This is a genomic window from Enterobacter cloacae complex sp. IR5401 (assembly GCF_049238425.1).
GTDB lineage: Bacteria > Pseudomonadota > Gammaproteobacteria > Enterobacterales > Enterobacteriaceae > Enterobacter > Enterobacter hormaechei_C.
Genome location: NZ_JBMKHN010000013.1, coordinates 18,853 through 36,188 on the forward strand (window position 1 = coordinate 18,853; position 17,336 = coordinate 36,188).

The 17,336-nt window shown below is 57.2% G+C and carries 17 protein-coding genes; 7 read left to right on the plus strand and 10 right to left on the minus strand.

The annotated features are described in order from the left end of the window. Positions 1 to 37 precede the first annotated feature (37 nt). Positions 38 to 1,183 carry a porin gene (locus ACOTX1_RS17575; RefSeq protein ID WP_022650515.1) on the plus strand — a complete coding sequence of 382 codons (1,146 nt, stop codon included), beginning with the start codon at positions 38 to 40 and terminating at the stop codon, positions 1,181 to 1,183. Between the two features lie 125 nt (positions 1,184 to 1,308). On the opposite strand, the gene mnmH is transcribed toward ACOTX1_RS17575, so the two are convergent. The 5 genes from mnmH to ppiB all read right to left on the minus strand — a co-directional run bounded on the left by mnmH (position 1,309) and on the right by ppiB (position 5,376). Then, on the minus strand, positions 1,309 to 2,379 hold the full coding sequence (mnmH, locus tag ACOTX1_RS17580; RefSeq protein ID WP_023315550.1) for a tRNA 2-selenouridine(34) synthase MnmH: 1,071 nt from the start codon (positions 2,377 to 2,379) through the stop codon (positions 1,309 to 1,311). An 84-nt stretch (positions 2,380 to 2,463) separates the two neighbouring features. Next, on the minus strand, positions 2,464 to 3,531 hold the full coding sequence (gene purK, locus ACOTX1_RS17585) for a 5-(carboxyamino)imidazole ribonucleotide synthase (RefSeq protein ID WP_003858922.1): 1,068 nt from the start codon (positions 3,529 to 3,531) through the stop codon (positions 2,464 to 2,466). Beyond that, on the minus strand, positions 3,528 to 4,037 hold the full coding sequence (gene purE, locus ACOTX1_RS17590; protein WP_003858921.1) for a 5-(carboxyamino)imidazole ribonucleotide mutase: 510 nt from the start codon (positions 4,035 to 4,037) through the stop codon (positions 3,528 to 3,530). The genes purK and purE overlap by 4 nt, the downstream gene beginning before the upstream one ends. A 118-nt stretch (positions 4,038 to 4,155) precedes the next feature. Next, positions 4,156 to 4,878 (minus strand): UDP-2,3-diacylglucosamine diphosphatase, encoded by a 723-nt coding sequence (gene lpxH / locus ACOTX1_RS17595; RefSeq protein ID WP_022650517.1) that lies wholly within the window; start codon positions 4,876 to 4,878, stop codon positions 4,156 to 4,158. 3 nt (positions 4,879 to 4,881) lie between these two features. Next, positions 4,882 to 5,376, minus strand: a complete 495-nt coding sequence (gene ppiB, locus ACOTX1_RS17600; RefSeq protein WP_000256009.1) for a peptidylprolyl isomerase B — start codon at positions 5,374 to 5,376, stop codon at positions 4,882 to 4,884. A 175-nt stretch (positions 5,377 to 5,551) separates the two neighbouring features. Here ppiB and cysS point away from each other — a divergent pair, with 175 nt between their 5' ends. Then, positions 5,552 to 6,937, plus strand: coding sequence for a cysteine--tRNA ligase (gene cysS, locus ACOTX1_RS17605; protein WP_022650518.1), 1,386 nt, complete (start codon positions 5,552 to 5,554; stop codon positions 6,935 to 6,937). 89 nt (positions 6,938 to 7,026) lie between these two features. Here the strand turns inward: cysS and ACOTX1_RS17610 are convergent, their stop codons facing one another. The 5 genes from ACOTX1_RS17610 to folD form a co-directional block, all read right to left on the minus strand. Next, on the minus strand, positions 7,027 to 7,554 hold the full coding sequence (locus ACOTX1_RS17610) for a metal-dependent hydrolase (protein ID WP_023315551.1): 528 nt from the start codon (positions 7,552 to 7,554) through the stop codon (positions 7,027 to 7,029). A 73-nt stretch (positions 7,555 to 7,627) separates the two neighbouring features. Further along, positions 7,628 to 8,644 (minus strand): Mal regulon transcriptional regulator MalI, encoded by a 1,017-nt coding sequence (gene malI / locus ACOTX1_RS17615; protein ID WP_022650520.1) that lies wholly within the window; start codon positions 8,642 to 8,644, stop codon positions 7,628 to 7,630. A gap of 83 nt (positions 8,645 to 8,727) precedes the next feature. Continuing rightward, positions 8,728 to 10,227 (minus strand): PTS transporter subunit EIIC, encoded by a 1,500-nt coding sequence (locus ACOTX1_RS17620; RefSeq protein WP_023315552.1) that lies wholly within the window; start codon positions 10,225 to 10,227, stop codon positions 8,728 to 8,730. A 233-nt stretch (positions 10,228 to 10,460) separates the two neighbouring features. Next, positions 10,461 to 10,673, minus strand: a complete 213-nt coding sequence (gene ybcJ, locus ACOTX1_RS17625; RefSeq protein WP_023315553.1) for a ribosome-associated protein YbcJ — start codon at positions 10,671 to 10,673, stop codon at positions 10,461 to 10,463. Positions 10,674 to 10,675: 2 nt separating this feature from the next. Next, positions 10,676 to 11,542 carry a bifunctional methylenetetrahydrofolate dehydrogenase/methenyltetrahydrofolate cyclohydrolase FolD gene (folD, locus tag ACOTX1_RS17630; protein WP_006809817.1) on the minus strand — a complete coding sequence of 289 codons (867 nt, stop codon included), beginning with the start codon at positions 11,540 to 11,542 and terminating at the stop codon, positions 10,676 to 10,678. A 310-nt stretch (positions 11,543 to 11,852) separates the two neighbouring features. Here folD and fimA point away from each other — a divergent pair, with 310 nt between their 5' ends. The 5 genes from fimA to fimH all read left to right on the plus strand — a co-directional run bounded on the left by fimA (position 11,853) and on the right by fimH (position 17,328). Next, a complete protein-coding gene (fimA, locus tag ACOTX1_RS17635; protein ID WP_003858911.1) occupies positions 11,853 to 12,416 on the plus strand; it encodes a type 1 fimbrial major subunit FimA in 564 nt (187 codons plus the stop codon). Between the two features lie 69 nt (positions 12,417 to 12,485). After that, complete coding sequence (gene fimI, locus ACOTX1_RS17640; RefSeq protein ID WP_003858910.1) at positions 12,486 to 13,028, plus strand: type 1 fimbrial protein subunit FimI; 543 nt, start codon at positions 12,486 to 12,488, stop codon at positions 13,026 to 13,028. Positions 13,029 to 13,062: 34 nt separating this feature from the next. Next, positions 13,063 to 13,755, plus strand: coding sequence for a type 1 fimbria chaperone FimC (gene fimC, locus ACOTX1_RS17645; protein WP_023315554.1), 693 nt, complete (start codon positions 13,063 to 13,065; stop codon positions 13,753 to 13,755). A gap of 14 nt (positions 13,756 to 13,769) precedes the next feature. Further along, positions 13,770 to 16,328 (plus strand): fimbrial biogenesis usher protein, encoded by a 2,559-nt coding sequence (locus tag ACOTX1_RS17650; RefSeq protein ID WP_023315555.1) that lies wholly within the window; start codon positions 13,770 to 13,772, stop codon positions 16,326 to 16,328. After that, complete coding sequence (gene fimH, locus ACOTX1_RS17655) at positions 16,321 to 17,328, plus strand: type 1 fimbria D-mannose specific adhesin FimH (protein ID WP_003858903.1); 1,008 nt, start codon at positions 16,321 to 16,323, stop codon at positions 17,326 to 17,328. Before ACOTX1_RS17650 ends, fimH begins: the two co-directional genes overlap by 8 nt. Positions 17,329 to 17,336 lie beyond the last annotated feature (8 nt).

Sequence of the window (17,336 nt, forward strand, 5' to 3'; positions counted from 1 at the left end):
GCTAAATATTTAGCAGCGTGTCTATCAAGGAAAAAGAATGACTATAAGAAAAACAGCGCTGGCGACAACGATCGGCGCAGCAGTGGCATTGGCTTCTTTCGCATCCCAGGCGGAAATCACCCTTCTGAAACAGGATCCGCAGGCGGGTAACCCGCTGAGCCGCCTGAACTTCACCGTTGGCGGTAGTATTCGTCCTCAGTTCCAGAACATGACCGGCGATGACGGCAAAAACGGTTACAAGCGCAACGGCTTTGACGGCGGTACCCGCTTCCGTTTCGCGGCAGACTACTACCTGTTCGATGACATCAGCTGGATCACTTACTACGAGCTGGGTGTGAACATTCCGGCGCAGTTTAACTGGGATAACCACTACGCCGACGGCGCGCACGATACTTCACGCCGTATGCTCTACACCGGTCTGAAGAGCGACACCTGGGGTACGCTGACCTTCGGCCAGCAGAACAGCGTGTACTATGACGTGGTGGGCGCAAAAACCGATATCTGGGACTACGACATGATTGGTCAGGCGCCAGGTAACGGGATTAATGGCGACTACGACGGCTCTTACCGTTCACGCCAGATGCTGAAGTACAAGAAAACCGTGGGCGATGCTGACATCTACGCCTCTTACCTGTTTGAAGACAGCGAATACCTGCCGGGCAACGGCCTGCGCTACAAGCGTAAAGGCGGCGGTTCACTGGGTATCGATTATCACCTGACCACCGATCTGACCTGGGGCGCAGCGTGGAACTACACCCGCGCGGACATGCGTAACCCGGACAACGGCGACAGCAAATCCTACGACCAGAACATCCTTGGTACCGCCCTGAGCTGGACGCCGGATAACTGGACCTTCTCCGCAGGCGGCGGCTGGTATCAAAACTTCCTGACCACCAAAAAAGTGTCCGTTAACGACTACTTCGCCGGTGATGCATGGGGTATTGAATACTTTGCGGGTTACAAGTTCCCTGTTGGTCAGTATGCGGTGAAATCCATCCAGCCGTACTTCATGGGCGACCGTATCGAGTACGTGAATGGCCGTAACTACCAGCGCATCGACAACGGTGTGGGTATCAGCTTCCAGCTGGATTACGGTTTCCGCGTGGATTACGAACACGTGTTCACCTCCAGCACCGACAACCTGGGCGACATGAACCTGGTGCGTCTGCGTTACGACTTCTAAGTTGTCATGTAGGGTGCGGCCTGATGCCCTCACCCTGACCCTCTCCCACGGGGAGAGGGAAAAAACATTAAAAACGGCAACCCAGGTTGCCGTTTTGCTTTTACCTCGCCACCCGGCTTTATTTTTCAGCGATCGAGCCACTCAGCAATTTCTTCGTACGTCCCGCGATACACAATCTTCTCCGCCTTTTTCTCCAGCTGATAGCCGTACATCGGGTCGTAATAATCCTTCAGCAGCGGCACAAGCCAGCTGAAGTGCGCGTCAGTGCTGCCAGTACGCTGTTGCTCGACAAGCGCGGCATCCAGCAGGGCGGTAAATTCCGCGAAGCGTTGCAGCCCCAGACGGCGACGAATGGCGTACAGGCCGTGATGCAGATATTCGCTATACGCTTTCCAGCCCGCTTTCTCGCCGTAGGCAGCAGAAAAATCGGCCCACATATGGTCGAAATACTCTTCGCGCAGGCGCTCCAGGCGGACTTCAAAGGGGTCTTCGACGACAACGACAGGGGCGTAAACCATGCGGTCGCGCAGGCATTCCGGCAGGTGGTTAGAGCCAATCATCCGGCCTTCATCTTCCAGCACCCAGCGCGCGGCGTCTTTTTTTAGCAGTTCGACGGCAAGGTGATTTTCAAAACTGGCCTGGGAAAGCTGCGGGGTGAGCGTGCGACCAAATGATGAGCCGCGATGGTGCGCCAGCCCTTCCAGATCGATGCCCTGCGCATGCTGCTTAACCAGCAGCGTTTTACCGTTTCCGGTACAGCCGCCGATAAGCACCATCGGTTTTTGTGACTGCTCAATGGTCACCTGAATCGCCGTCTGACGCAGGGCCTTATAGCCGCCGCGGATCAGCGGATAATCGATTCCCGCCTCTTTCAGCCAGGCCTGGGAGATGTGTGAGCGCTGGCCACCGCGCGCGCAGCAAAGGTAGCCCTCAGGATGGGCCAGGCTGGCTTCCCGCCAGGCGTTGATGCGCGCCTCTCGCGTCTCGCCGTTGACCAGGCTATGGCCGAGCGCCAGCGCGGCGTCCGGACCCTGGCGTTTATAGCAGGTGCCGACGGCGGCACGCTCGTCGTCGTTCATTAAGGGCAGGTTGAGTGCGGCGGGCATCGCACCCTGGGCAAATTCGATCGGCGCGCGAACGTCGATTAAAGGGGTATCGGACGCGAGGATCGCGCGATAGTCCGTTCCATCGTTCATGGTGATTCCAGAAGAAAACTGAGCAGCAATGGGCGGGAATTGTACGCCGGGGAAGGGGAAGGTCAACTCCCCGGCGGGGGATACTTACTTCAGTTTTGACTGCGCCCAGACAATGCCGCTCGCGTATTCTGGCGGCAGCAGGGGAACAATCGCTTCCAGCGTAGCGCTCAGGCGGTCCGTGTCGGTATCGTTCAGGTTCAGGTGACCGACCTTACGCCCCGGACGTACCTCTTTGTCGTACCAGTGCAGGTGCACCAGCGGCAGCTTCAGCCAGTTGTAGTTCAGATCGGTACCGATCAGGTTGATCATCACCGACGGGCTGGTCACCACCGGCTGCGGCAGCGGCAGGTCAGTGATGGCGCGCAGGTGCAGCTCGAACTGGCTGATGGAGGCGCCGTTTTGCGTCCAGTGACCGCTGTTGTGCACGCGCGGCGCAAGTTCGTTGATCAGCAGACCCGACGGCGTGACGAAACACTCCATCGCCATTACGCCCACATAGCCCAGCTCATGCATGATGGCAGAGAGCATTTCTTCCGCCTGCGCCTGCTGGTCAGCATTGGCCTGCGGGAAGGCGACGCTGGTGCGCAGAATCCCGTCCTGATGCAGGTTATGCGTTAGCGGGTAAAAAACGGTGTGCCCGTCATGCCCGCGCGCGCCAACCAGCGACACTTCACCGCTAAAGTTAATGCCCTGCTCAACGATGCACTCGCCGTAGCAGTCATCCGGCAGCTCGGCGGTGTCGTTCGCGCGCAGGCGCCACTGCCCGCGGCCGTCGTAGCCGCCGACGCGACGCTTCACAATCGCCAGGTCTCCCAGCATCGCAAAGACGTCATCCCATTCGCGCTTATCGGAAAGCAGCTGCCACGGCGCGGTCGCGAGGCCGAGCTTGTCGAAAAGCTGTTTTTGCGTGAGACGGTCGGCAATGATCGGGAAGACGTCGCGGTTTACAAAGGCGTTATGACGCGCCAGCTCGCGGGTCAGGGCGGTTTCCGGCCAGCGTTCAATTTCGGCGGTGATCACGCTCTGATGGAACGGCACGGCTTCCGGCTCGGCATCCAGCCCGACGGGCCAGACGGCAATACCCAGCGGCTCACCGGCCTGACGCAGCATCCGGCCAAGCTGACCATTACCAAGAACGCAAACCTGCTTCATGCTGCACCCCGCGGATCCGGGTTATCCAGCACCTCGTCGGTCTGGGCTTTACGCCACTCCGCCAGACGCTGATGTAACTCTTTATCATGCGTCGCCAGGATCTGCGCGGCCAGCAGGGCGGCATTTGCCGCACCCGCTTTACCAATCGCCAGCGTACCGACAGGAATACCGCGCGGCATCTGGACGATAGAGTAAAGGCTATCAACCCCGCTTAACGCGGCGCTTTGCACAGGAACACCCAGTACCGGCACCAGCGTTTTGGCGGCAATCATGCCCGGCAGATGTGCTGCGCCGCCCGCACCGGCAATGATCACCTCGTAACCGTTCTCTTCGGCGCTTTCGGCGAAGCTGAACAGTTTATCCGGCGTACGGTGCGCGGAAACCACTTCGACGTGGTGCGGAACATTCAGGATTTCAAAGATTTCGGCGGCGAACTGCATGGTAGCCCAGTCGCTTTTGGACCCCATCACGATGGCGACACGCGCCGGATTATTGCGGGAAGACATGCGTCTTAAAACTCCTGTGGTGCGGAACACACTGCTTTCGAGGGCACAGAGAATAGCATGTAATACCGGCAAGGAAAACGGTTGCGTGGTCGGGAAATGGGCGAAAAGACGGGGAGGGTTAAAACGGGAAGGCGATCAGTTCAACACCTTCCGGCGTGACTTTGACCATCGATCCTTCGCTGTGCCAGGCCCCTAAAACCACGCGATGGGCGGGCTCGCCGTTGGCGATAAGGGAATGCACATCGGGACGATGGGTATGGCCATGGATCAGCCACTGAACGCGATGCTTCTCCATCACCTTCACCACCGCCTGCGGGTTGACGTCCATGATGGTCATCGATTTGCTGCTGTTGGCGGCCTTGCTGCCCGCGCGCATTCTGGCGGCGATGCGGTTGCGAATAAACAGCGGCAGGGCGAGGAACACTTTCTGGATCCACGGGGTGTGAACTTTGGCGCGAAACGCCAGGTAGCCGGTATCGTCAGTGCAGAGCGTGTCGCCGTGCATGATCAGAATATTGCGGCCATAGAGGTTTAGCACCTGCTCTTCCGGCAGCAGCGTCATGCCGCTCTCGCGGGCGTAGCGCTGGCCGATCAGGAAATCACGGTTGCCGTGAATGAAATAGCAGGGGACGCCGGAATCCACCAGCGTTTTAATGGCCGCAGCCATCTCACGGTGCAGCGGGTTCGGATCGTCGTCGCCAATCCAGGCCTCAAACAGGTCGCCCAGAATGTACAGCGCGTCGGCGTTTTTCGCTTCACCGCGTAAAAAACGCAGAAAACCGGCGGTTATCGCCGGTTCTTCTGTTTGCAGATGTAGATCCGCAATAAAGAGTGTCGCCACGAATTACTCGCTGACGGTCACGCTTGTAATCACAACGTCTTCTTTAGGAACGTCCTGGTGCATACCGCTGCGGCCAGTAGAAACGGCTTTGATCTTGTCGACCACGTCCATCCCTTCAACCACTTCTGCGAATACGCAGTAGCCCCAGCCTTGCAGACTTTCGCCAGAGAAGTTCAGGAAGTCGTTGTCCGCTACGTTGATGAAGAACTGTGCGGTTGCAGAATGTGGCGCCTGAGTACGGGCCATTGCCAGCGTACCACGGGTGTTTTTCAGGCCGTTGTTCGCTTCGTTTTTGATCGCTTCTTTCGTCTCTTTCTGGCGCATGCCAGGCTCGAAACCGCCGCCCTGGATCATAAAGCCGTTGATCACACGGTGGAAAATAGTGTTGTTGTAGAAACCTTCGCGGCAGTAGTCCAGGAAGTTTTTAACTGTTTCAGGCGCTTTGTCATCAAAGGTTTTGATTACGATATCGCCATGATTAGTGTGGAAAGTAACCATTTTTGCATCCTGTTCCGTTATTGTGGTGCGTCGACCCGTGCTCGGGTCACATATAGGGGCTTGTTATAGCATAACCACAGGACACGATCACCTTGCATTGTGTGCTGACCGTACTCCGAATTATGGGTATTATAAGGAACAAACAATCCACACACGTGTTTACATGGAATCTTCGATGTTAAAAATCTTTAATACAATGACGCGCCAAAAAGAGGAATTTAAACCTATCCATGCCGGGGAAGTCGGCATGTACGTGTGTGGTATTACGGTTTACGATCTCTGTCACATCGGCCATGGCCGTACCTTTGTCGCGTTCGACGTGGTGTCACGCTACCTGCGCTTCCTGGGCTACAACCTGAAGTATGTGCGCAATATCACCGACATCGACGACAAAATCATTAAACGTGCTAATGAAAATGGCGAAAGCTTTGTCGCGCTGGTGGATCGCATGATCGCCGAAATGCACAAGGATTTTGACGCCTTAAATATTCTGCGCCCGGACAGCGAGCCGCGTGCGACCCACCATATCCATGAAATCATTGATATCACCCAAAAGCTGATCGAGCGCGGTCACGCCTATGTGGCGGACAACGGCGACGTGATGTTCTCGGTGCCGACGGACCCAACCTACGGTGCGCTTTCCCGCCAGGATCTGGACCAGCTCCAGGCCGGTGCGCGCGTGGACGTGGTTGACGTGAAGCGTAATCCGATGGACTTCGTGCTGTGGAAGATGTCCAAAGCGGGCGAACCAAGCTGGCCATCACCGTGGGGCGAAGGGCGTCCGGGCTGGCACATTGAATGTTCCGCGATGAACTGCAAGCAGCTGGGCAACCATTTCGACATCCACGGCGGCGGTTCGGATCTGATGTTCCCGCACCACGAAAACGAAATCGCGCAGTCCACCTGTGCTCACGGCGGCGAGTACGTGAACTACTGGATGCACTCCGGGATGGTGATGGTTGACCGCGAGAAGATGTCGAAATCGCTGGGTAACTTCTTCACCGTGCGCGACGTGCTGAAGTATTACGACGCGGAAACCGTGCGTTACTTCCTGATGTCTGGCCACTATCGCAGCCAGCTGAACTACAGCGAAGAGAACCTGAAGCAGGCGCGCGCTGCGCTGGAGCGTCTGTATACCGCACTGCGCGGCACCGACAAGTCTGTTCCAGCCGCAGGCGGCGAGGCGTTCGAAGCCCGCTTCGTTGAGGTCATGAACGACGACTTCAACACCCCTGAAGCCTATTCCGTGCTGTTCGACATGGCGCGTGAGGTGAATCGCCTGAAGTCAGAAGATATGGCGGCGGCCAATGCGCTGGCGTCTCATCTGCGTAAGCTCTCTTCCGTGCTCGGCCTGCTGGAGCAGGAGCCGGATGTGTTCCTGCAAAGCGGCGCGCAGGCGGACGACGGCGAAGTGGCGGAAATTGAAGCACTGATTAAAGCGCGTCTGGAAGCGCGTCAGGCGAAAGACTGGGCGGCGGCGGATGCGGCGCGTAACCGTCTGACCGAGATGGGCATTATTCTGGAAGATGGCCCGCAGGGAACCACCTGGCGTCGTAAGTAATTTTCTCCTCACTCTAACCCTCTCCCACAGGGAGAGGGAATTGTTAGGTTTTCTCCCTCTTTACGTGGGAGAGGGCCGGGGTGAGGGCATCAGCGCGCACGTTTTCTCCACCATAACATCCCCATCAGCACCATCCCCGGCAGCCACACCCACAGCAGTTCCGAGATAATGACCTCATGCCCGTATGGCGTGGTATAGCGCGACAGCGCAAACGGCGCGACTTTGATCACCTGCCACGGCGCAAAGAAGCGCTCATCTGACCAGGGCCACAGCCAGCCGACGCCTTTCCCGCCGGTGGTGATCGAATCCAGCAGGCTGTGCGACAGCAGCGACACGGTTAAAAACAGCCAGCAGCGCGTCAGGCTGGCCCTGAACCATCGTCGGCCTGCCAGCACGCAGAGTATCGGCACCACCAGGGCAAACAGTAGCGAATGAGTGAAACCGCGATGGCCGAAAATATTCCCGTAGGCAACACCGAATTTAAACGCCAGTACGTCGGCATCGGGCAGCATGGCGAGGACGATCCCGGCAAACAGCAGGCGGGGTGAGATGACGTTGGTTCCGAGCCCTAAGCCCAGACACAGAGGTACGGCAGCGTGGGTGATAACGGTAGGCATTGCATTTATCCATGGCAAATCATGGAAATATAGCAGTCATCTCGCGCTAAAAGACCCATGCTAAATTCTGATTTTACGCCGATTCCCGCGCGATAAGCTGCCCGGAAAGGGTTATGCGCTGCGTTTGCAGGTCCGGCTCTTTCAGCCTGCGGATCATCAGCCCTGCCGCCTGGCGGCCGGTCTCTTCGCTGGCAGACGAAACGTAAGTCAGTGACGGCGACGTGAGATTAACGTGGAGCATATCTTCAAAACCAATCAGCGCCACCTGCTGGGTTAAAAACACGTCTTTACCCACCGTGCGCCCCACCTGGTGAATACCTGAGATCGAACCGATCATCGCGTCCGGTGAATGGCAGAGCAGGGCGGTAATCGTGTTGTTCTTCTCCAGCAGCTGGCGAGTCGCCATGGCCGCCGCCTGCGTGTCATCGGTGCAGGCGGGAGAATATTCCTCACGCCAGATCAGACCGTTCTGCGTCATCGCGCTGCGAAAACCAAGCAGGCGCTGCTCGCGGATACGGCACCCGTCGCGCCCGCCAATGTAGGCGATGGTGCGGTGCCCGCGCTCGATAAGATAACGCGCGGCCAGGTTCGCCGCCTGGCGGTTATCGCGCATCACCAGATTGCATTTCTCTTCCAGCAACGACTGCGAAACCGCCACAAGCGGCAGCGGGCAGTGGCGAATGTGTTCCGGGAGAGAGGCGGTGCGGGTGTCCGACGCCAGGTAGATGACGCCCGCCACGCCCTGCTGCTTAAACGAGAGCAGGGTACGCTCAAGATGTTCGCCGTCATTCAGCGGCTGACCGAGAAACACCATATAACCCTGCTTCTCCAGCTCCTGAACGATGCTCGCCATCACCTTGATGGAAAAGCTGTCGCTGAAGTCGCGCAGGATCAGGCCGATTAAGTTGGAGGTGTTGGCGCGAAGATTGGCAGCGGCGACGTTATGAACATAGCCCAGCGTTGTGATGGCGGCATTGACCTTCCCGATCGTCGCCTCTGAGATCTTCCCTTTCTGGCGCAGCACCAGCGAAACGGTAGAAACCGACACGCCCGCATGCTTTGCGACATCAATAATGCTGACTTTCTTCAAAACCGCTCCCTGAAATTTACCGATTATCAGCCAGATAAGAGGCGACCCCCAGCGTACAGGAGACGCCTCCTTCAGGCATCTTATTATTTGCCAATCATCGTGGACATCGTCTGGGCGATAAACTGTGCTCTGGCCCCGAAAATCACCTGTATCCCGTTATCGCCCACGAACACCACGCCGCGCGCGCCAAGCCCATTCAGCCCGTCCCGGTCCACCGCTTCGCTCTTCGCCACTTCCAGACGCAGACGCGTGATGCAGGAGCCGACGGAATCAATGTTCTGCGCACCGCCCAGCAGGCCGATGATTTCGGTGGCAAGTTCGGAATCGGACTTGTCATTCGCGCTGGCGGTCACTTCGGTGCGGCCCGGCGTTTTCACGTCGAAACGGCGGATCACGAAGCGGAAGGTGAAGTAGTAGATTAATGCCATCGGAATGCCGATGATAATGGCGCTCAGGAAGTTGGTCTGATAGCCGTTAAACGACGGCAGGATCCCGAACGACAGGTAGTCGATAAAGCCCGCCGAGAACGACTTGGCGATATGCGCATGCAGCAGGTACATGGTCATGTACGCCAGGCCTGCCATGATGGCGTTGAAGACGTAAAGGATCGGCGCCACGAAGATAAAGGTGAACTCTACCGGCTCGGTGATGCCCGTCAGGAAGCAGGTGAGGGCGGCGGAGAAGAGAATACCGGCCGCGATTTTCTTATTCTTCGTGTGCGCTTCGTGGTACATCGCCAGACACGCCGCGGGCAGTGCGAACAGCATCAGCGGGAACTCGCCCTGCATGAATTTCCCGGCGTTATGGTAGGTGTCGCTGCTGAAGGATTTCACTCCCTCTTCCAGCATCTTGAACCAGATGGTCTGGTCGCCGTGGATCACCTGACCCGCCTGGGTAGTGTAATCCCCGAACGAATACCAGAAGGAGGGATACCAGATGTGGTGCAGGCCGAGCGGGATCAGCGCGCGCTCCACTAGCCCGAAGATAAAGGTCGAGGCCGCCTGGTTATCGCCGTTCACCACCACGGACAGGGCGTCGATGCCGGACTGAATATGCTGCCAGACGTACGGCAGCAGCAGGCCGAGCAGGAACGACAGAAACGCCGTCGCAATCGCCACAAAGCGCTTGCCGGAGAAGAAGCCGAGGAATTCCGGCAGCTGCATGGTGTGGAAGCGGTTGTAACACCAGGCCGCAAGAATACCGCAGATCAGGCCGCCAAAGACGCCCATCTGTAACGTCGGAATGCCGACGACCATGGCGTATTTCCCGCCCTGGGAGGCCATTTCCGGCGTAATGCTCAGCACGGTGCTGATGGTGATATTAGTGACAAACACGGAGACCGCCGCAGAGAGAGCGGCAATGCCGGATTCCGAAGCCAGTCCGACGGCAGAGCCGATGGCGAAGAGCATTGGCAGGTTATCAAAGATAACCCCGCCTGCGTTCATCATCAGCGGCAAGTGGAACTTATCGCCGAAGGCCAGCAACAGGCCCGCAGCGGGAAGCAGTGAAATTGGCAGCATTAAGGCGCGACCAATCATCGATAACTTAGACAGCGATTTAACAAACCCTGATATCAGGCTCATGCTGATTTCCCCCGAGTAGCGCTTTTTTTGCGCTGTTATTGTAAGTAGAACGTTTTAGTAGAACGTTCTACTTATCGTGGGGAAAGTCTGAAAATCGCGCAACTTAAATTTCACATTTCGCCAGAGGGAATAGTGATTATTTGAAGTTGATCGATAATTAACCGTGATGGGTGTGAGGGGATGTTTATCCCCTCTCCCTGTGGGAGAGGGTTAGGGTGAGGGCATCAGACAGCTCAGGCCGTCACGGTCACGCTCTGACCTGCGAAGCTCACAGTCTGACCCGCGACAATTTTGCAGCGCTTGCGGGTTTCCACCGCGCCGTCTACTGTTACCTGTCCGTCGGCGATGACGATTTTCGCCTGCGCACCGCTTTCGCTCCAGCCTTCCAGCTTCAGCAGATCGCACAGCTCAACGTGCGGGTGTTTACCTAAAGAAAAAATTGCCATGATTACGCGTCCTCTACGTCGTGATACTCCTCGCACGCCTGCAAGGTATTCTGAATCAGTGTTGCTACCGTCATCGGGCCAACGCCGCCCGGGACCGGAGTAATATAGGATGCGCGCGCTGCGGCATCTTCATACACCACGTCGCCGACCACTTTGCCGTTTTCCAGACGATTAATACCCACGTCCACGACGATTGCGCCCTCTTTGATCCACTCGCCCGGAATAAAGCCCGGCTTGCCGACCGCAACGATCAGCAGATCGGCGTTTTCGACGTGGTGACGCAGGTTTTTAGTGAAGCGGTGGGTGACGGTGGTGGTGCAGCCCGCCAGCAGCAGCTCCATGCTCATCGGACGGCCCACGATGTTGGAGGCGCCAATCACCACGGCGTTCAGGCCATAGGTATCGATGTTATAACGCTCCAGCAGCGTCACGATGCCGCGCGGGGTGCATGGACGCAGGCGCGGCGCGCGCTGGCACAGGCGGCCTACGTTATACGGATGGAAACCGTCAACGTCTTTGTCCGGCGCGATACGCTCCAGCACCTTCACGTTGTCGATGCCCGCAGGCAGCGGCAGCTGAACCAGGATACCGTCGATCTCTTTATCGGCATTCAGGGTGTCGATCAATTCCAGCAGTTCCGCTTCGCTGGTGGTTTCCGGCAGATCGTAAGAGCGGGAGACGAACCCCACCTCTTCACACGCTTTGCGTTTGCTGCCGACATAAATTTGCGAAGCCGGGTTGCTGCCAACCAGCACAACGGCCAGCCCGGGGGCGCGAAATCCGGCGGCTTTACGCGCCTTCACTTTTTCCGCAACCTCAGAGCGCACCTGCTGCGCAATCGTTTTACCGTCAATAATCTTTGCTGCCATCAGAGAGAAGATTCCGTCTGTAACGTTAGAAAGGGGGGATTGCCTGTATTTTGTCAGAAGCGAGCGCCGCTGTCAGTCACCCTTTACGAGATTTCATCGATGTCCCGCAAAATCCCTTCTCAGGGCATGGTCAATTTCTTAGAGGTGATTAGGATGTGACCTGGCTAAATGGCAGCGTTTTGACATATTACAAAATAGATTCCTGAGCTACTTTGTCCTCTCCGAAATAAGCCTTCAATTTTTTAATTGAACGTATTTCTTATTCCCGAATATGCGCGGGAAGGGTTATTTACATTTTAAAGGAATAGACATGAAACTCAGCAACATTGCTTCTACTGTTATTGCAACTCTGGCCCTGGTCGCGGGTGCCGCTCACGCAGAAGATCCGGTAGCGCCTGTATCTGTAAACGGTGGTACGGTGCATTTTAAAGGTGAATTAGTGAATGCCGCGTGTTCAGTGAATACTGACTCTTCAGAGCAGACGGTTAATCTTGGCCAGTACCGTACCGCGAAATTCACTAAAGTGGGTGACACCACCTCCAATATTCCGTTCACCATCGAACTGAACGACTGCGATCCTGCGGTAGCGAAAACCGCTGCTGTCGCGTTTACCGGCCAGATCGACGCCACCGACAAAACGCTGCTGGCGGTAAGCTCCGGTAACAACGACAACTCCGCGAAGGGCGTAGGTATTGAGATCCTCGACAGCAAATCCTCCACGCTGACCCCGGACGGCGCAACCTTCTCTGCGGCGCAGAACCTGATTGAAGGGACTAACACCCTGAACTTCACCGCGCGCTATAAAGCCACGGCGGCGACCACCGAGCCAGGCCAGGCAAACGCGGACGCAACATTCGTAATGAAATACGAGTAATGCCTGAGTACAGGGATGTGGCTGGCCTCAGGGAAGAGGTCTTTTGATCGCCTATACCGGGAGCGAAGGATGACAAGGACTGGGATACTGCTGTGCGCCCTTGCGATTGCCCCAGCGGTAAACGCACATACCGTGGTTATTGACGGCGGCAAAGTACACCTCAGGGGAGAGCTGGTTAACGGCGGCTGCGCCGTGGCCCCGGACAGCCAGAATATGCGCGTGGATATGGGGCAATACCGCACAAACGCCTTTTCCGGCGTCGGCAGCTTTTCCACGGTTAATGTGCCTTTCACCGTACGTCTGCTGGATTGCAGCGTGGACGTCTCCCGCACCGTGGGGATCCAGTTCCAGGGAGTGACACCGGCAGAAGACCCGCAGGTTTTCCTGGCGACATCGCGGCCGGGGGAAAATGCGGTCAGCAGTGGTGTCGGGCTGGCGCTTTTTGACGAACAGCAACGTCAGATCATCCCGAACGCGACGGCGGTGAGCTGGTTACCCATTAACACCCGCGAGCTGGTATTTCATTTCAGCGCCCGCTACCGGGCAATTTCCGAACACCTTGTACCAGGCACTATTCAGTCGAATGTCTGGTTTACGTTGATTTATCCCTGACGCCTGCGAACTAATTATTAAAGGTACGGTTGTGATGAACACCCTGATTAAACCTGGACTGTTTTTATCTTTTATTTTGATGATGGTTTCTGCCAGCACGAATGCGTCCGGCGGAATTGCGCTGGGTGCGACGCGCGTTATTTATCCGGCCGATGCCAAACAAACGTCGCTGGCGATCACCAACAGCAATAAACAAGAGCGCTATTTAATTAACGCGTGGATAGAAAATGCCAACGGGCAAAAGGAAAAAACCTTTGCCGTCACGCCGCCGCTGTTTGTCAGCGAGCCGGCCAGCGAAAACACCCTGCGCATTATCTACGCAGGCCCGGCGCTGCCTGCCGATCGCGAATCGCTCTTTTACATGAACGTCAAAGCGATTCCCTCCGTCAGCAAAAAACATCAGGACGGCAACAACGTCCTGCAACTGGCTATTCTGTCACGTATCAAGCTGTTTGTTCGCCCGGCTAACCTGGCGATGCCGCCGGAAGAGGCGCTCTCACAGCTGCGCTTTGAGCGCGTCGGCAACCATCTTAAGGTGAGCAATGCCTCACCGTATTACGTCACGCTGGTCAATCTGAAGCTCGGCGGACAGACGCTGGATAACCTGATGGTTGCTCCTAAAAGCTCGGCGCAGCAGGTGCTGCCTGCCGCTACGAGCGGCACGCTCTCCTGGCAGAGTGTGAATGACTATGGCGCCATTACGCCGGCGCGTAGCGTCAGCCTGTGAGCAGAGACAGGGCGATGAACACTCAATGGCGTTACTGCCCGGTTGCGCTGGCACTGATGGCAACGCTCTGGCCACTCGCTGGCTGGGGCGAAAGCTACTTTAACCCGGCGTTTCTCTCCGATGACACGGCGAACGTCGCGGATTTGTCGCGTTTTGAAAAAGGCCACCAGCAGGCACCGGGCGTCTATCGCGTCGATATCTGGCGTAACGATGAGTTTATCGGCACGCAGGACGTGCGGTTTGAGCAAGCTGACAACACGCCGCCGGTCGCAGGCGGTTTGTCGCCGTGCATTACGCGCGCGATGCTCGATCGCTTTGGCGTCAATATCGCCGCCTTCCCGGAACTGAGCAACGTGCAGGGCGATACCTGCGTTCCGCTCACAACGGCTATTCCGGGCAGCGAAGCGGCGTTCAACTTCGCCTCGTTGCGCCTGAACGTCAGCCTGCCTCAGGTGGCGATGCAAAACAGCGCCCGCGGATATATTCCGCCTGAACAGTGGGATGAAGGCATCCCTGCCGCGCTGCTGAACTACAGCTTTACCGGCAACCGGGGCAGCGACGACGACAGCTACTATCTGAACCTGCAAAGCGGGTTGAACTATGGCGCCTGGCGATTACGCAATAACGGCGCGTGGCGTTATACCGAAAGCAACGGCCAGCGGCACAGCAGCTGGCAAAATATTGGTACCTGGGCGCAGCGTACGATCATCCCGCTGAAAAGCGAGCTGGTGCTTGGCGACAGCAACACCGGTAACGATGTCTTCGACAGCGTCGGTTTTCGCGGTGGTCGCCTCTATTCGTCCGACAGTATGTACCCGGACAGTCTGCAAGGTTACGCGCCTACCGTGCGCGGAATCGCCCGCACCCCTGCCAAAGTGGTGATCCGCCAGAACGGATACGTGATTTACCAGAGCTATGTGCAGCCGGGGGCTTTTGCGATAACTGATCTTAACCCGACCTCCTCAAGCGGTGACCTGGAGGTGACGGTGGAAGAGAAGGACGGCAGCCAGCAGCGCTACACCGTCCCGTATTCCACCGTTCCGCTGCTCCAGCGTGAAGGACGCTGGAAATACGATCTGGTGGCAGGGGACTATCGCAGCGGCAACAGCGAGCAGGAAACGCCGTTCTTTACTCAGGGTACGATGATTGCGGGTCTTGCCGACGGCTACACGCTGTACGGCGGAACGCAGCTGGCCTCGCGCTATACCGCCATCGCCATTGGCGCGGGTAAAAACCTCGGTGACTGGGGGGCGGTTTCACTTGATCTCACCCATGCCCGCAGCCAGCTTGCCGATGATAGCCGCCATGAAGGGCAGTCCCTGCGGTTCCTGTACGCAAAATCCCTTAACGGATTCGGCACCAACTTCCAGCTGCTGGGCTATCGCTACTCGACCAAAGGCTTCTACACCCTCGACGATGTGGCCTGGCGCACAATGGAAGGCTACCAGTATGGCGACGATCAGGACGATGACGGCGTGCCGGACGTGCAGAGCTATCACAACCTGACGCTGAATAAAAAAGGGCGTTTCCAGCTCAATATCTCCCAGTCTCTTGGCGATTACGGCTCGGTGTACGTGTCGGGCAGCCAGCAAAATTACTGGGGCACCAGCGAATCCAACGTCTGGTATCAGCTCGGCTACGCGGGCGGGGTGAAAGGGGTCAGCTACGCCTTATCCTGGTCGTGGAACAAGGCCGTCGGCATTGATGGAACCGACCGGATCGCCTCGTTCAACGTCTCCGTCCCGTTCAGCCTGTTCACCCGTCACGGCTACCGTCGCGATAACGCGATCGATCGGGCCTATGCCACGGCCTCTGCCAGCCGTAACAGCGACGGTGATACCAGCTGGCAGACCGGGATCAGCGGAACGCTGCTAAAAGATCGTAACCTGAACTACAGCGTTACGCAGGGCCACACCAGCAATAACGGTGCCAGCGGCAGCGCCAGCGCTAACTGGCAGGCAACGTACGGTACGCTGGGCGTGGGCTACAACTACACGCGGGATCAGCACGACCTCAACTGGCAGCTTTCCGGCGGCGTGGTAGGGCATTCAGACGGCATCACATTCAGTCAGCCGCTGGGCGATACCAACGTCTTGATCAAAGCGCCGGGCGCGTCAGGCGTGAGCGTCGAAAACCAGACCGGCGTCAAAACAGACTGGCGTGGCTATGCGGTGATGCCGTACGCCACGGTGTACCGTTACAACCGCGTGGCGCTCGACACTAACACCATGAGCAACAACACCGACATTGAAAATAACGTTTCCAGCGTCGTGCCGACGAACGGTGCGCTGGTGCGCGCCAGTTTTGACACCCGCATCGGCGTGCGCGCGTTGCTCACCGTTAAGCGTGATAACCAGCCTGTGCCGTTTGGGGCGGTGGTGCGTGAGACGCAGAGCGGCGTAACCAGCATGGTGGGAGATGACGGTCAGATTTACCTGAGCGGGCTGCCACTGAGCGGGGAGCTGCTGATTCAGTGGGGAGACGGGAAGCAGTCCCAGTGTCGTGCGCCCTACAGCCTGCCAGAACAGAGCCTGCAACAGGCGATCACACTTAAGGGGATCCGCTGTGAATAAAATCCATTATCTGGGGCTATCCCTGCTGGCATTTTTGCCGCTATCTCAGGCGTTCGCCACCGTCTGCGTCAATGAAAATGGCGTGCCGACGGAGGTGTATTACGACCTGACGGATAAATTCAACAGCTCCAATAACCAGGTGGGGCAGATTGTCACACTCAGCGAGAAGTCTCAGTGGGTGGGTGTTAACGCCGTCTGTCCTAAGGGAACGTCCGGGAACACCACCAAGCGCAGCTATGTTACCGATTTCCCGGTCACGGGCACCAGCGATGGCTACCAGTATCTGAAGCTTAACGACTATCTGGACGGAGCGATGAAAATCACCGACAGCTACGCTGGCACCTTCTATCCACCCAGAAAGTACATTCAGATGGGGAGCCATCCGAACGTGTCTAAAAACAAACCGTTTGGTGTACAGGATTCCAGCCTCGTCTTCCGGCTTAAGGTGACCCGACGCTTTATTAATATGGTGGTGATCCCCCGGGCGACCATGTTCCGGGTTTACGTCACCACGACCTCCTCGGATCCGCTCACCACGCCGGTTTATACCATCAGCTACAGCGGGACCATTCAGGTGCCTCAGAGCTGTGAAATTAATGCCGGGAATGTGGTGGAGTTCGATTTCGGAGACATCGGCGCCTCCCTGTTCAGTAAAGCGGGCATCGGGAATAAGCCGGAGGGGATCTCAGCGCAAAGCAAAACCATCGGCATAAAATGCACCAACGTCGAGGCGAACGCCATGCTCACGATGCGTGTTGAAGCGGAGAAGGTTTCAGGCAGTACGCTGGTTTCCGATAACGCGGATGTGGGTTTTGTGATTGCCAACAGTAATGGCGTGCCGCTGACGCCCAACAACCTGACCAGCAAAATCCCGTTCCGTCTGGACGACAGCGCTCAGGCACAGGTGGGGATCCGCGCGTGGCCCGTCAGCGTGACCGGTAAAAAACCTGCCGAGGGGCGTTTTACCTCTCGCGGCTATTTACGCGTCGACTACGACTAAGGAGCAGA